The following is a 14,236-nucleotide window of genomic DNA, read 5'->3' as shown; positions in this document are numbered from 1 at the left end:
CTCAGGTCGCCGGGCGCAGGGGCGCCTTCGGCAACGGGATGAATTCCGTCTCGCCCGGCACTTGCCCCATGCGCTGGGCGCTCCAGTCGTCGGCCGCCTGCGACAAACGCTCCTTGCTCGACGAGACGAAATTCCAGAACAGGAAGCGGTGGCCGTCCAGCGGCTCGCCGCCGATCACCACGAACTGCACCGGGCCGCTGCCTGCCGTCACCACGGGCACGGCGCCCGCCTCGATCAAGGCCATGGTATGCGGCACCAGCGCCACGCCATCGAGCAGCACCTCCCCGCTGATCGGATACACCGCCGCTTCCGGCGGCAAGCCCTCCAGGCGCAACTCGCGCCCCGCCTGCAGCGCCACATCCAGGTACAGCGTCTGCATGTAGGTGCGCACGGGCGAGGTCTGGCCAAACGCCGCGCCAATCAACACTTTCACCACGGCGCCATCGAGCGCCACGACGGGAATGTCGGCCTGCGGCGTGTGCGTGAAACTCGGTTCGTCTTCTTCATGCGCCTTGGGCAGCGCGGCCCACAGCTGCAAGCCGTGCGTGCGGTGCGGCTGGCCGGCCAGGTCGTGCGGCGTGCGCTCGGAATGCACGATGCCGCGCCCGGCCGTCATCCAGTTGATGGCGCCCGGCTCGATGCGCTGGTACGAGCCGATGCTGTCGCGGTGATCGATCGCGCCCTCGAACAGATAGGTGACGGTGGCCAGGCCGATATGCGGATGGGGGCGCACGTCGTGGTTGGCATCGGGCGCCACGTCGATGGGGCCGAAATGGTCAAAGAAAATGAAGGGACCGACGGCCTGTTTGACGGCGGACGGCAGCAAACGCCGCACGACAAAGCCGCCGCCCAGGTCCTTTTCGTGGCTTTTCAGGATGGCCGCGCTCATGCCAGCACCGTCGTCACTTCGGTGGTCACAGCTGTCATCAATTTATGCAGCGGGCATTTGCCAGCCGCGGCCAGCAATTCCTGGCGCTGCGCGTCGCTCAAATCACCGGTCAGGTGCAGGGTGGCGGCCAGGCGGTACACGCCCTTGCGCTCTTCGCTGGCATCGCGCTCGGTCGACACTTCCACATGTTCCAGGGGGATGCCCTTGTGTTTGGCGTACCAGACCACCGTGAGCGCCTTGCAGGCCGACAGGGCCGCGTCATACAGGTCGTGCGGCGAAGGACCGGCATCGCCGCCGCCTTCAGCCACCGAAGCGTCGGCGGAAATGATGTGATCGCGCACGTGCACGATGTGGCGCATGGGTTGCGACTGGTCGCGGATGGCTTTGATGGTCATGGCGTTCCTTGGTGCGTTTGGAAAGCCACAATTTACACCGTTTGCCCGCTTTGCGCAGCCCGCTCCCCGGGCGCCAGGCTATTTGATACGGAACACGGCGTCCACCGTCTGCCCCATCTTCATGACGGTGACCATCAGCATGTCGTCGGGATTTTGCCGCTGGCGGCTGTTCGCGCGCTGGTAACGGTCGGACGGCACCAGGCCCACCGCATTACCCAGGTTTTTCAGCTGGTCCGAGGAGATGCCGGCCACGGCGCCCACGCGCTTGCCGAAGCCGCGCGCCATGGCGTCGGCCTTGCGCTGTGCATCCTTGACGGCTTCGCCCATCAATTCCTCTTCCAGGCGGATGCGTTCGGCGGCGCCGAAGGTGACGGCAAACGCATCGAGGTTGGGCATGGCCAGCAGCGGACGCATGACGGCGGGCCATTTCGACAGGTCCATCACGTTGATATGCACGCTGGCCTTGATCAGGTACTGCGGGTTGGCCGGGTCCTGCTCGGCGCCCTTGCGGATTTCCTTGCGCACGTCGCGCACCTCGATGCCGGCAGCCGCCTCGGGCAAGCCCTGCTCGACCAGCAGCGCCTTGACTTCCGTAATGCGCGTCTGCACGAGGAGCGTGGCCGCTTCGGGCGAGGGGTCGAAGACGCTGACGTCGAAATCGATCTCGCCCAGGTCCGGCGTGACAAAGCTGTACGCCGTCCCCGTCGCATGGATGAAGGGATAGGAGGGCAAGTCGCTGGCCAGGGCGCAGACGGGCAGGCAGGCGAACACGATGGACAGCAGGCGGCGTTTGAACACGGACACTCCGGCACGGTTAGGATGCATGAAGTATCCGCCAAGATGACATATTTGACAATGGATTAATCGAGCGTGCGCGCCACCCTGAAACCGACGATGTCGTTCGACAGCACGGTGGAAAAAGCGTTGCGCAGGGCCGAGCGCAGATAGCGCGGGTGGTACAGCCAGGAGCCGCCGCGCAGGATGCGCCGGCTGCTGTCGCTGCCCTCTTCCCACGCGCTGCCATCGGTGGGCGCGCCTGCGTAATTGTCGTGCACCACGTCCTGCACCCATTCCCACACATTGCCATGCATGTCGAACAGGCCCCAGGAATTCGGCGCGAAGCTGCCCAGCGGCGTGGTGCCGCCCCGGTACACGCCGCGCGGGCCGCCGTTGTAGACATACAGGCCGTCGTAGTTGGCTTGCTCGGTGCTGATCGTGTCGCCCACGTTGAAGGCCGTGCGCGTGCCGGCGCGGCAGGCGTATTCCCATTCCGCTTCGCTGGGCAGGCGATACTGCCGCCCCGTGCGCTCGCTGAGCCAGGCCAGGTACAGCTGTGCGTCATTCCAGCTCACGCCGACCACCGGGTGCTGCTCGGTTTGCACGAAGCCGGGATTGTCCCAGTCCGTCTCGGAACCGCCCGCCCAGCCGGTCGCCTTGACGAAGGCGCGCCATTCGCCCACGCTGACGGGGTGGCGCGCCAGCGCGAACGGGCGCTCGATGCCGACCCAGTGCTGCGGCGTTTCGCGTTCCAGCCATGCCTGCAGCGAGCCGGCCTGGATGGCGGCCTTGTGCTCCGCCTCGTGCGCGCCCATCTGGAACCGGCCGCTGGGAATGAGCACCAGTTCCGGCCCCTGCCCCGCGCCATCGAGGAAATCGTCACGCAAGATGCCTTCGGCATTGGCCACCGCTTGCCCATGTCCGGGTTCCGCTTCCGCTTCTGGCGCCGGCGCGGATGCCGGCGCAGGAACCGACGCGGCGGCGGCGCGGCTGGCCTCGGCGCGACGCGCGCGTTCCTGCTCGGCGCGATAGGCCGCCTCCGCCTTGGCGACGATGGCCTTGCGCTGCAATTCCTGATGCTCCTGCAAAGCCGTGGCGGCATCGGCTTCGCGGCGCGCGCGCAGCTGGCCGCGCAGCGCTTCCTTGCGCAGCTTGCGCGCCTCTTCCGCTTCGAAATGGCGCTGCGCCTCCTGCTCGCGGCGCAGTTTGTCCTGCCGCTGCTTTTCCAGCGCGGCGGCATGGATTTCCGCCTTGCGCCGCTGGTCCAGTTCTTCCTGGCGTATCCGGGCCCGCTTGATCTCTTCTTCGCGCGCCTGTTCGGCGGCCAGCGCCGCCTGCCGTTGTTGCTGCGCCGTGCGCGCCTGCTGCTGGCGCGCCTGTTCCGCCAGTTCTTCGGGCGAGGGCCCGGCCGCGCGCTCCAGACTTTCCAGCAAGGCTTGCACCGATTGCGGCCGCAATTCCGCCGTCAGCGAAAAACCGTTCTGCAGCACTTGCCACTGCGCCGCATTGAGCGCCTGCGGTGGCGAGGGCAGATGGCTGGCGCTGCGCGCATCGTCGAACGGCATGCGCGCTTCGAGCATCTGGTAAATCATCACGGCCACCGCGTACACGTCCAGGCGCGGGCTGGGCTGGCGCTGGTTGGCGCCGGCCTCGGGCGCCCGGTAACCGTGCGTGCCCGCGTTCGGCATGTCCAGCGCCAGGCTGCTGTCCGCATTGCGCACGCGCGTGGCGATGCCGTAATCGAGCAATTTGATGTCGCCCTTCGCCGTCAGGAAGACATTGCCCGGCTTGATGTCGCGGTGCACCAGCTTGTGCTTTTCCCACGCATACGACAGGGCCTCGGCCACCGGCTGCAGCAATTGCTGCACCCTGGAGAGCGGCAGCGCGCCCTCGCGCGCCAGATAGTGCTCGAGGTCTTCGCCGTCGAGGCATTCCATGATGATGAAATAGCTGGCCGTGGCCGGATCCTGCGCCCACTCGTAGACGCGCACGATGTTTTCATGCGCGAGTTTGCGCGCCTGGGTCGCTTCCTCGATCAGCAGCTTGGCGTGCGTGGCGCTTTGCGTCAGCTGCGGCGGCAAGATCTTCAGCGCCACCATTTCGCTGCTGCCCAGCTCCGCGTGCGTGGCCAGGTCGGTGGCTTGCCACACCTGCCCCATGCCGCCCGTGCCGATCAGCCGTTCGAGCCGGTAGCGGCGGTTTTGCGGGCCGATTTCCTGGCCCGTCATGAAGCCCAGCTCCGTGCCCTGGCGCACCGGCAGCGGCACGGCCACCGGCGCGGCGCCGGGCGGCGCGTACTCGGCGTCGAGGATGGCGTTCTTGCGGCGTTCAAATTCCTGCTCGCTGAGCAGCCCGTCGTCATGGAGGGCGCGCAGTTCCCGCAGTTTGTCTCGTGCTTTTTGCATCATCTGGGGTGAAACGCTTCCATCAAGGCTGCACGGCGACGCCACAGGCGGCGCAGAATTTATCTTCGGGATGGCCCGCGCGCTGCGCATGGCCGTTCTTGCAGCGGACCGGCGCGGCAGAGACAGCGCCTGGCTGCAGCGCCTGCGCCACGGCCACGCCCAGCTGCGCCTGCGCCGACAGGCCATGCGCGTGCGCCGCGTTCTGCAGGTTGATCAGGTCGAGCTGCTGGCGCCGTTCGCGTTCCGCCTGGCCTTCCAGGTAGCTGCGCTCCTGCGCCACGCTGTCCTGCGCCATGCGCAGCGCGTCCAGCGGCGCGATACTGTTTTCGGCCGCCGCCAGCGCCGCCAGCGCGTGAATCTGCTCGGCGCTCATGCCCGCCTGCAGCTGCGTTTTCAGCACTTGCGCCAGCGCGCTTGCATTCTGCCCGGCGGCCATGGCCAGCTTGCCCGTGTCGCTCAAGCTGCCGATTTTCTCGATGCGGTCGATGTCGATGCGCGCCAGTTCGGCCGCATGCGCCTGCTGCGCCAGCAGGGCTTCGTATTCGCCCTTCCAGCGCGCGTAATCGCTTTCGCGCTGCTGCGCCATGGCCAGCAAATCGCGCTGCCATTGCGCCTCCTGTTCCAGCTGGCGCAGCTGCTGGCGCTGCTCCTCGATGGCCAGCGCGTCGAGCTGCGCCAGCTGCGTTTGCTGCTGCAGCTGGCGCGCGTGCACGCCGTCGGCCTCGATGGTGCGCAGCAGTTTTTCCTGCTGCGCGATGGCGTCTTCGCGCGCGCCGCCGCGCCGCAGCGCCGCGACTTTTTCCGCGATGTCCGCCGCCTGCACCTGCGCCGCTTCATCCTTGTGTGCCTCGGCGCGCAGCAATTCGCGCTGGCGCGCCAGCTGCATCTGGTCTTCCCACTCCTGCACCCGCTCCGCTTCGCGCTTGCGCGCCGCATTCGCCAGCATCAGGCCCTGCCAGGCGGCCTGGTGCTGCTCCGCCTCCAGCTGCGCCTCGCGCTGGGCCGCATCCGTCTCGGCCTGGCGCAGGCGCGCCAGCTGGGTGCGGCGGCCCGTCTCGTCGTCGATCAGCAGCGCGCTTTCCACTTGCTGCGCGATCGACTGCAAGTGCACCTGATGCGTAAAGCGCTGTTGCGCCAGCTGGATCTGTTCGCGCCCATGCAGCTGCGACAATTCCAGCTCGCTGCGCATCTTGATGGCGGCCAGCGCGCGCACGTGCTCCCAGTTGGCCGTTTCATCGGCGCGCTGTGCGCCCTTCTGCGCCAGTTCCTGTTCCAGCTCACCCAGCGCCAGCGCGGCGCCGTGGTCGAGCGCCTGGCGCCGCGATTTCGCTTCCAGGATGCGGCCATACAGGTCGATCTGGCGTCCGCGCAGCGCCTGCAGGCGCTCCGCTTCCTGGTGGTTCAGTTCCGCCTTTTCCAGCGTCGCGTCCTGCGTCAGTTCGGCGCGCCGGTGCGCGTGGCGCGCCGCCAGTTCTTCGCGGCGGATGCGCTGCCACTCTTCCTCGTCATACAGCTGGTCGAGCTGCTTCATGCGCTCCAGCCTATGCTGCTCCAGTTCCTGCGCCGGCAAGCCGCCCAGCCACAGGGTGCCGATGGCGGCGTCGGCGTTGCCTTCGCGCTTGTCATGGCGTAACGCCAGCGTCTCCACGCGCGCCACGGCCAGGCCGGATGGCGCCAGGCGCTGCGTCAGCGCCGATTGCAGGCGTTCGTTCAGTTCGGGCCGCAGGTCGGCATTCGCGTCCATCTCGCGCAGCGCGCGGCTGCCGATGAATTCCAGCGCGATCTGGCGCACGGACGGCAGCAGCAAGGCGTGCAGGTGGGCGCGCGTGACGGCGCCCGGCGCACGCATGAACTGGCGCGCGAACGCATCAGGCTGACCCAGCGCGATATCGATACGCAAGGACGCGGCGACGTTGAGCAGTTCCGTGCTGGCCAGGCCGGGAAGGTCGAATTCCAGGCTGACGGCGTCGGCGCGCGCGATCAGCACTTCGGCGGGGCGCGCCGGCAGCAGCGCGGGCAGGCGCGCGAAAAAGGCGGCGCTGTCGTAGTCGCCGGCCGGTATCAAGGTGAAAGCGTCCGATTGCACGATCCAGGCGCGTGACTCGGCCGGCACCTGTAGGCGGCGCGCGGCGCTGCCGAACAGCGAGGACAACTCGCGCACGCCGAAGAACAGGGCCAGTTGCCCATCAGCAAGATGCCATTGGTTGGCATGCAGCACCGCGTCGCTGTCGGGCGCGCCCAGCGACAAGCCGCATTGCGCGCAATAGCCGGCGGCAGCGCCGTTCTTGTGCTCGCAACGCGGGCAGCGGGCGCCGCCAAAACCAAACAATTGGAACATATGTGACTCCTGATGATATTTTTATCCACGCGACGGGGCCGCCATGCCGATTCTAGCAGGACAGCTGGCCTTGCACTTGCCGCGCGCGGCAGTGTGCAGCGTCAAATAATGCCACGCGGCAATTACATTCATATGCCCGGATACAGGGCAATTTAGGCCTCAATTCAAGCGGTCGCCCGCCAGCCCCGTGCGGCGGCATTTCAACGCCGTTTTTTTGCAGGCCATCCCGCCAAAACCACGGCTGGTCGCATCCGCATGGCGCGCTGGGGCGCGCTTGGCTACAGTGCATGCATACCCACCCGCCACCCGAAAGGAACCATCATGAAAACGTTGAAAAACATGGAAGCCATCTTCACCGTCGCCGTCGCCATCGCTTGCGGCGCCAGCTATGTCAGCTTCATGCAGCCATCGGCAGCCAGGACCGCCGCTGTGGCACAAGCGAGCACCATCCCCGTCGTGGTGGTCAGCGCCAAGCGCCTGACGGAACAGGAAAAGAAAATCTCGCTGATCGAGGAACGACAAGCCTTGCTGGGCAACGCCACCGCCAGCACCCTGTGATCCATCCATGCTGACCGTACGCCGCCTGGCGCAGCGCAAATAGCCACGCGCCAGGCCGCCATTTGTATCGACCACGGATACACGGACACACAGCATTGTGTCAATTGTAATAAGTTGAATCAAAGGCGAAAAAACGCCAGCAAGCGCCTATAGTCCATTTCACGCAATCACCGAAATGGAGCACACCATGAAACCCATCGCACTCTACGCAGCAACCATGCTTGCCATCAGCACCGCAGCCTTTTTGCCGGCGCAGGCGATGGCACAGAATCCGCTTGCCGTGAGCATTGTCGTCGGCAACGCCCCGCCTCCACCACGCTTTGAACGCGCCCCCGCGCCGCGCGCCGGCTATGTCTGGGCACCGGGCTACTGGAACTGGGACGGCCAGCGCCATGTCTGGACCGGCGGCGAATGGCTGCGCGAACGCGGCGGCAACCAGTACCGCCGCGCCGCCTGGATACAAGAGAACAACCGCTGGCGCCTGGATCGTGGCGGCTGGGTCGCCGCGCAAGTGCAGCCCGTGCGCTATGACGACATCCGCATCGCCCCGCCGCCGCCGCGCCGCGAAGCCATCCCGCGCGCCCGCCACGGCTACACCTGGGCGCCCGGCCACTGGGAATGGCGCAGCCAGCGCTACGCCTGGACGCCCGGCGTATGGATCGCCGAACGCCCCGGCTACGTGTATGCGGCGCCCGCCTGGAACCAGCGCGATGGACGCTGGCAGATGGAACAGGGCCGCTGGTCGCCACGCGGACCGAACGGCGACCGCGACCGCGACGGCATCCCGAATCGTTATGACCACGACAATGGCAACCGCCGCGACCGCGACGGCGATGGCGTCCCCAACCGCGACGACCGGCGTCCGGACAACCCGAACCGCAGCTGACAAGCAGTTGTAGTTACCGACAAGGCCACCCATCGCGGTGGCCTTGTCATTTTCCGGACATATCCGTGTATTAACATCGCGCGACGATCAATCACACTGCGCGAGAAAGATTCACGATGGCGATGGAAACTGCCGGTTTTACTTACGGCTCGGATACCTCGGGCCTGGTCTGGGGCTTCCTGTTTGGCCGCGAAGCCCAGCCGCTGGCGCTCGACTCGACGGCCGCACTGGCCTGGCTGGCCGATGGCGCGGCCAGGCCGGCGCAGCAATTCGTCTGGCTGCATTTCAATTTATCGCACGCGGCCAGCGAAAAATGGCTGATGGCGCATACGCAGCTGGCCGACGAATTCTATGAGACGCTGCACCAGGGTTCGCGCTCGACGCGCATCGAACAGGCGGAAAACACCCTGATCGCCGTGGTCAACGATGTGGTGCACAATTTTTCGTTCGAAGCGTCCGACATTTCCACCATGTGGGCCAGCGTGGCGCAAGACCTCGTCATCACGGCGCGCCGCGCGCCGCTGCAGTCGATCGAGCGCTTGCGCCAGGCCGTCATCAAGAACCACGAGCCGATCCGCTCGTCGGTGGAACTGCTGATCCATCTGCTGCGCGACCAGGCCGACGTGCTGGTCAACATCGTGCGCGACGCCGTGGCGCGGGTCGACGATATCGAAGACCACTTGCTGGCCGGGCGCCTGGTGCCCAAGCGCGAAGACCTGGGCGCCATGCGGCGCGTGCTGGTGCGGCTGCAGCGCCTGCTGGCGCCGGAACCGGCAGCCCTGTTCCGCCTGCTGCAACGCCCGCCTTCGTGGGTCTCGGAGCTGGACAGCCTGGAACTGCGCCAGTCGACGGAAGAATTTTCCGTGGTGCTCAGCGATATGTCGTCCTTGCAGGAACGCATCAAGCTGCTGCAGGAAGAGATTGCCGCCAGGGTCAACGAGGAAAACGGCCGCAGCCTGTTCGTGCTGACCATCGTCACCGTGCTGGCCTTGCCGATCAATATCATCGCCGGCATGCTGGGCATGAATGTGGGGGGAATTCCGCTGGCCCAGCACCCGCAGGGCTTCTGGATCATCGTTGCCATCATCGTCACGTTTACCGTCGTGGCGGGATGGCTGGTGGTGCGCGTGCAGCGAAACAGTTAAATCCGCTCCCGGCACGGCCTGGCAGGCGAACGGCAGGCGCCGTCCGCCATCAGCGCTTAACGGTGGTATTCGCCGGCCCGTTCAGGCTGATACACGATCTCCTCGATCTTCACCTTCACCACGCCACCGGGCATGGGCCAGGCGATGCTGTCGCCGACGGACAGGCCCAGCAGCGCGCTGCCGACGGGCGCCAGCACGGAAATGCGGTCGGCCTGGCCATCCACATCCTTCGGATACACGAGCGTCAGGCAGAATTCCTCCTTGTTTTCCACCGTGAAGCGCACGGTGGAATTCATCGTCACGACGGTGGGCGGTATTTCTTGCGGCTCGAGCACCTCGGCTCGGCCCAGCTCATCGAGCAAGGCGGCCTTGTCCGGCGACAAGTTATTTCCCAAGGCATACAACAACGCTTCCAGTCGTTCCAGGTCTTGTGACGACAAAATAATTTTTGGTTTTTTTTCCAAGATATCCTCACTATTGATCATTAGGGCGACGTCCGGTTTTGCTGGCGGCAGTTTACTTGGCCGCGGCAGACAAAATAAACAGCATCAGAACGTCCATCATCAGCGGATTATGGACGAACTCGCGGAGCAAGGCCATAGCGTTCTCGCATTCTTCATTAAAATTTATTAAAATCAATGACTTGCACTGGCCGATACAGACAAAAAGTTAATCCCTGCCGTGACGGCTGCAGGCATTCAAGTTACTCTGCATGCCATTTTGTTTACCTGCAGCATGTTTTTAGGGAAAAAAACCCGCCGGTAAAAAAAGGATTAAAATTCAGATTACATTATTATTAGAAAGACATGCACCGCCTTTTCCGCCTGACTTGTCGCCTTGCATGCGGCTACCGGCTTGCGGCATGCCCACTAAATTGCCGCGTACGCTGTACTTTCACGCCGCAAAATGACAAGATGTCGGCCTTAGCAACACTTAGCAACACGTTGAGAGTTCCGGCTCACTTCGGTTTTCATCAGACTGGAACGACAAGTATGGCAGGGCGAGGCGGGATCACATGGGGCGGCGGCAAGCGTGACCGGCAGGAGAAAGCGTCATGATGGTGCCATTGATGCTGCCCTCGGTGCAGTTGCGCGGTGACCGGATAGCCAGACTGAACTTGCTGGCCGCAGCGGCCATGCTGGCCACGGCCAGCCTGCTGCTGATCCTCTTCCAGTTGTTTTCCCTCCAGGCATCGCTCCAGCGCGACCTGCGCATCCAGGCCGACATGCTGGCGCCAGCCGCTGCCCAGGCCATGCGCCACGATGATCGCCTTGCGGCGCAACAGGTGCTCGCTCCCCTCGCCGCCGCGCCGCATGTCCGGCAAGCACTGCTCTACAGTCCGTACGGCACGCCATTCGCCCGCTACGCGCGCAGCGCCAGCGATGCCGTGCCCGCAGCGCCGCGCAGCGGCCTGCAGATCGATTACCTCGACGGCAGCGCCGCCCTGCTGCAAAACCTGCCCGGCGGCGGCGCATTGTATCTGCGCGCCAGCCTGGCGCCGCTGTTCGGCAGCCTGGCGCAATTTGCCGCCTTCACCCTGCTGGTCTGCCTGTGTGCGTTCGGCCTGACGGTCCTGATGGTGCGCCGCACGCGCAGCGCCGCCCAACATGCGGAAAGCCATTTGCACTACCTGGCCCACGTCGACCCTGTCACGCAACTGCCGAACCGCCATGAATTCAACGGCGCCCTGGCCTACGCGCTGGCGCGCGCCGACCGCCAGGACAGCAGCGTGGGACTGCTGCTGCTGGACCTCGACAACTTCAAGGTGGTCAACGATACGCTGGGCCACCACTGCGGCGACCAGCTGCTCAAACTCGTCGCCGAGCGCCTGGTGGCGATCCTGCGCGCCACCGACATCATCTGCCGCATCGGCGGCGACGAATTCGTCGTCATCGTCGAACCGGCCGACGACGCTTCGGAAATGGCCAGCGTGGCGCGCAAGATCCTTGCCGTGCTGGCCGCGCCGTTCGCGCTGGAAGGCCACCAGCTGTATGTCAGCGCCAGCATCGGCGTGAGCCTGTATCCGTTCGATGCGCAGGACGTGGCCACCCTGACGCGCAATGCCGACACGGCCATGTACCACGCCAAACACCAGGGCAAGAACCGCTATGCCGTGTTCAAGGCCGAAATGGAATTGCGCGCCCAGCGCCGCCTGCGCATGGAAGCGAACCTGCGCCGCGCCCTGCAAAACGAGGAACTGTATCTGCACTACCAGCCGCAGATCGACTTGCGCAGCGGGCGCATCGTCGGCGTGGAAGCGCTGATACGCTGGAACTGCCGCGAGATGGGCCAGCTGAGCCCCAGCGAATTCATCCCCGTGGCCGAGGAAAGCGGCATCATCGTCGAGCTGGGACGCTGGGTGCTGCAAAGCGCCTGCCGCCAGGCGGCCAGCTGGTGCAAGGCCGGCCTGCTCGATTCGCTCGAACACGTGGCCGTCAACCTGTCGGCCTGCCAGGCGCGCGACCCGGGATTGATGGACGATATCCGCGCCATCCTGGACGAGACGCAGCTGCCGCATGGCTTGCTGGAGCTGGAAATCACGGAAGGCGTCCTGATGGACAATGTCCACGCCAACGTGGAACTGATGCGGCGCCTGCAGGACACGGGCATCCACCTGTCGATCGACGATTTCGGCACCGGCTATTCCTCGATGTCGTACCTGAAGCGCCTGCCGATCGACCAATTGAAGATCGACCGCAGCTTCGTGCACGACCTGCCCGGCGAAGGCGAAGCCATCGTCACGGCCATCATCGCCATGGCGCACAGCCTGCATCTGAAAGTGGTGGCCGAAGGCGTGGAAACGCTGCAGCAGGTGGAGTTTTTGAGAAAAGCCGGCTGCGACAACGTGCAGGGCTTTTTCTTTGCGCGCCCGATGACGGCGGCGCAGTTGACGGCATTGCTGCTGGAACGGCGCGACTGGAGTACGCGCACCGTCATGCCGGCTTGAATTGCGCCAACGATGGTGTCGGATTACGCGGCGTGCCGCCGCTAATCCGACCTACACAATGAACAGCTAGGTCGGCGTAGGTCGGGTTAGCGCGCAGCGCGTAACCCGACACCACTCACATCAAGCCAGCTTGGCCGAATGTTCGCGCGTCGCGTGGAACGTCAGCTTCGGCCAGCGCTCTTCCGTCAGACGCAGGTTCACGCCCGACGTGGCCAGGTAAGCCATGTTGCCGGCCGCATCGTAGGCCACGTTGTGGCCCAGCGCGTTTTCGAAGTCCTGCAGGATGCGCTTGTCGTCGCAGCTGACCCAGCGCGCGCTGCTGATGCTGGTGCCCTCGAACACGGCGTCGACGCCATATTCATTGAGCAAGCGGCTCGCCACCACCTCGAACTGCAGCACGCCGACGGCGCCCAGTACCAGTTCGCCGCCCTGCACCGGCTTGAAGACCTGCACCGCGCCCTCTTCGCCCAGCTGCTGCAAGCCCTTGTGCAACTGCTTGATTTTCAAGGGATTACGGATGCGCACGGAGCGGAAGAAGTCTGGCGCGAAGTAGGGAATGCCGGTAAAGGTCAGCATCTCGCCTTCGGAAAAACTGTCGCCGATCTGCATGTTGCCGTGGTTCGGCAAGCCGATGATGTCGCCCGCGTACGCTTCTTCCACCTGTTCGCGCGAGGAAGCCATGAAGGTCACCACGTTCGACACCTTGATCTCGCGCCCCAGGCGCAAATGCTTGACCTTCATGCCGCGCTCGAAACGTCCCGAGCACACGCGCAAAAAGGCGATGCGGTCGCGGTGGGCCGGGTCCATGTTCGCCTGGATCTTGAAGACGAAGCCCGTAAACGGCTGCTCGGTCGGCGCCACCGACCGCACGGTCGCGTCGCGCTCGCGCGGCGCCGGCGCCCAGTCGACCAGCGCCGAGAGAATCTCGCGCACACCGAAGTTGTTGATGGCCGAACCGAAGAACACGGGCGTCTGCACGCCGGAGAGGAATTCCTCCAGGTTGAACGGGTTCGACGCGCCGTGCACCAGCTCCACTTCCATGCGCAGTTGGTCCATCTCGAGCGGGAACATCTCCTGCAGGCGCGGATTGTCGATGCCCTTGATGATTTCGAAGGCGCCGTCGGCTTTTTCTTCGCCGGCCTTGAACAGCATGATCTCGTCGTTCAGCAGGTGATACACGCCGCGGAAGTTCTTGCCCATGCCGATCGGCCAGGTGACGGGCGCGCACTGGATCTTGAGCACCGATTCGAGTTCGTCGAGCAGGTCCAGCGGATCGCGCGTCTCGCGGTCCATCTTGTTCATGAAGGTGACGATGGGCGTATTGCGCATGCGGCAGACGGCCAGCAGCTTGATCGTCTGCGCTTCCACGCCCTTGGCCGCATCGATGACCATCAGCGCCGAGTCGACTGCCGTCAGCACGCGGTAGGTATCTTCCGAGAAGTCCTGGTGGCCCGGGGTGTCGAGCAGGTTGACGACGTGGTCGCGGAATTCGAACTGCATCACCGAGGAGGCGACGGAAATGCCGCGCTGCTTCTCGATTTCCATCCAGTCCGACGTCGCGTGGCGGCCCGATTTACGCGCCTTGACGGTACCGGCCATCTGGATCGCGCCCGAGAACAGCAGCAGTTTTTCCGTCAGCGTGGTCTTACCCGCATCCGGGTGGGAAATGATGCCGAAGGTGCGGCGGCGCGCCACTTCGCGCGCGATCACGGCAGGCGCCTTGCTGCTGGCTGACGCTGCGGCGCTGTCCGCATTGTCGCTGGAATCGGGGGTAGTGATGTCGTTCTCGTTGGCCATATTGGTGACCATAATATGGCCCTCGCAAAAAACCCTCGATTTTACAGAAGGATCGCACTTCCGTGTGAACTGCTTCACTCGGGCGGAAAGCAAAATTGC

General features: G+C 64.9%; 11 protein-coding genes. 4 read left to right on the top strand and 7 right to left on the bottom strand.

The features are described 5' to 3' along the window. Position 1 precedes the first annotated feature (1 nt). From ACP7DW_RS16275 to ACP7DW_RS16255, 5 genes are all read right to left on the bottom strand, one after another. Positions 2-889 carry a pirin family protein gene (locus tag ACP7DW_RS16275; RefSeq protein ID WP_426055224.1) on the bottom strand — a complete coding sequence of 296 codons (888 nt, stop codon included), beginning with the start codon at positions 887-889 and terminating at the stop codon, positions 2-4. Further along, positions 886-1,284 (bottom strand): OsmC family protein, encoded by a 399-nt coding sequence (locus tag ACP7DW_RS16270; protein ID WP_099763291.1) that lies wholly within the window; start codon positions 1,282-1,284, stop codon positions 886-888. The genes ACP7DW_RS16275 and ACP7DW_RS16270 overlap by 4 nt, the downstream gene beginning before the upstream one ends. Positions 1,285-1,362: 78 nt before the next feature. Beyond that, a complete protein-coding gene (locus tag ACP7DW_RS16265) occupies positions 1,363-2,109 on the bottom strand; it encodes an SIMPL domain-containing protein (protein WP_426055225.1) in 747 nt (248 codons plus the stop codon). A gap of 35 nt (positions 2,110-2,144) precedes the next feature. After that, positions 2,145-4,469 carry an SUMF1/EgtB/PvdO family nonheme iron enzyme gene (locus tag ACP7DW_RS16260; protein WP_426055226.1) on the bottom strand — a complete coding sequence of 775 codons (2,325 nt, stop codon included), beginning with the start codon at positions 4,467-4,469 and terminating at the stop codon, positions 2,145-2,147. 19 nt (positions 4,470-4,488) lie between these two features. Further along, the gene (locus ACP7DW_RS16255; RefSeq protein ID WP_426055227.1) at positions 4,489-6,804 is read right to left on the bottom strand and encodes a hypothetical protein; all 2,316 of its coding nucleotides are present in this window, start codon (positions 6,802-6,804) and stop codon (positions 4,489-4,491) included. A gap of 321 nt (positions 6,805-7,125) precedes the next feature. On the opposite strand from ACP7DW_RS16255, the gene ACP7DW_RS16250 reads away from it, so the two are divergent. The 3 genes from ACP7DW_RS16250 to ACP7DW_RS16240 all read left to right on the top strand — a co-directional run bounded on the left by ACP7DW_RS16250 (position 7,126) and on the right by ACP7DW_RS16240 (position 9,393). Then, entirely contained in the window at positions 7,126-7,362 is a 237-nt protein-coding gene (locus tag ACP7DW_RS16250; protein WP_426055228.1) for a hypothetical protein, read from the top strand. 187 nt (positions 7,363-7,549) lie between these two features. Next, complete coding sequence (locus ACP7DW_RS16245) at positions 7,550-8,248, top strand: YXWGXW repeat-containing protein (protein WP_426055229.1); 699 nt, start codon at positions 7,550-7,552, stop codon at positions 8,246-8,248. 116 nt (positions 8,249-8,364) lie between these two features. Beyond that, a complete protein-coding gene (locus ACP7DW_RS16240; protein WP_426055230.1) occupies positions 8,365-9,393 on the top strand; it encodes a transporter in 1,029 nt (342 codons plus the stop codon). Between the two features lie 56 nt (positions 9,394-9,449). On the opposite strand, the gene rnk is transcribed toward ACP7DW_RS16240, so the two are convergent. After that, on the bottom strand, positions 9,450-9,857 hold the full coding sequence (gene rnk, locus ACP7DW_RS16235) for a nucleoside diphosphate kinase regulator (protein ID WP_167389686.1): 408 nt from the start codon (positions 9,855-9,857) through the stop codon (positions 9,450-9,452). 590 nt (positions 9,858-10,447) lie between these two features. Here rnk and ACP7DW_RS16230 point away from each other — a divergent pair. Then, on the top strand, positions 10,448-12,340 hold the full coding sequence (locus ACP7DW_RS16230; protein ID WP_426055231.1) for a putative bifunctional diguanylate cyclase/phosphodiesterase: 1,893 nt from the start codon (positions 10,448-10,450) through the stop codon (positions 12,338-12,340). 120 nt (positions 12,341-12,460) lie between these two features. On the opposite strand, the gene ACP7DW_RS16225 is transcribed toward ACP7DW_RS16230, so the two are convergent. Next, complete coding sequence (locus tag ACP7DW_RS16225) at positions 12,461-14,137, bottom strand: peptide chain release factor 3 (RefSeq protein ID WP_426055503.1); 1,677 nt, start codon at positions 14,135-14,137, stop codon at positions 12,461-12,463. Between the last annotated feature and the right edge of the window lie 99 nt (positions 14,138-14,236).

The sequence above is a fragment of the Janthinobacterium sp. PSRC1-1 genome (assembly GCF_049897525.1).
Taxonomy (GTDB): Bacteria; Pseudomonadota; Gammaproteobacteria; order Burkholderiales; family Burkholderiaceae_D; genus Janthinobacterium; species Janthinobacterium tructae.
The sequence above is the reverse complement of the archived record's forward strand: the minus strand, read 5'-3'. Positions and strand labels throughout refer to the sequence as shown.

Coding starts and splice junctions, on each gene's coding strand:
- ACP7DW_RS16275 (WP_426055224.1), bottom strand. CDS start 889: ATGAGCGCGGCCATCCTGAAAAGCCACGAAAAGGACCTGGGCGGCGGC.
- ACP7DW_RS16270 (WP_099763291.1), bottom strand. CDS start 1,284: ATGACCATCAAAGCCATCCGCGACCAGTCGCAACCCATGCGCCACATC.
- ACP7DW_RS16265 (WP_426055225.1), bottom strand. CDS start 2,109: ATGCATCCTAACCGTGCCGGAGTGTCCGTGTTCAAACGCCGCCTGCTG.
- ACP7DW_RS16260 (WP_426055226.1), bottom strand. CDS start 4,469: ATGATGCAAAAAGCACGAGACAAACTGCGGGAACTGCGCGCCCTCCAT.
- ACP7DW_RS16255 (WP_426055227.1), bottom strand. CDS start 6,804: ATGTTCCAATTGTTTGGTTTTGGCGGCGCCCGCTGCCCGCGTTGCGAG.
- ACP7DW_RS16250 (WP_426055228.1), top strand. CDS start 7,126: ATGAAAACGTTGAAAAACATGGAAGCCATCTTCACCGTCGCCGTCGCC.
- ACP7DW_RS16245 (WP_426055229.1), top strand. CDS start 7,550: ATGAAACCCATCGCACTCTACGCAGCAACCATGCTTGCCATCAGCACC.
- ACP7DW_RS16240 (WP_426055230.1), top strand. CDS start 8,365: ATGGCGATGGAAACTGCCGGTTTTACTTACGGCTCGGATACCTCGGGC.
- ACP7DW_RS16230 (WP_426055231.1), top strand. CDS start 10,448: ATGATGGTGCCATTGATGCTGCCCTCGGTGCAGTTGCGCGGTGACCGG.
- ACP7DW_RS16225 (WP_426055503.1), bottom strand. CDS start 14,137: ATGGCCAACGAGAACGACATCACTACCCCCGATTCCAGCGACAATGCG.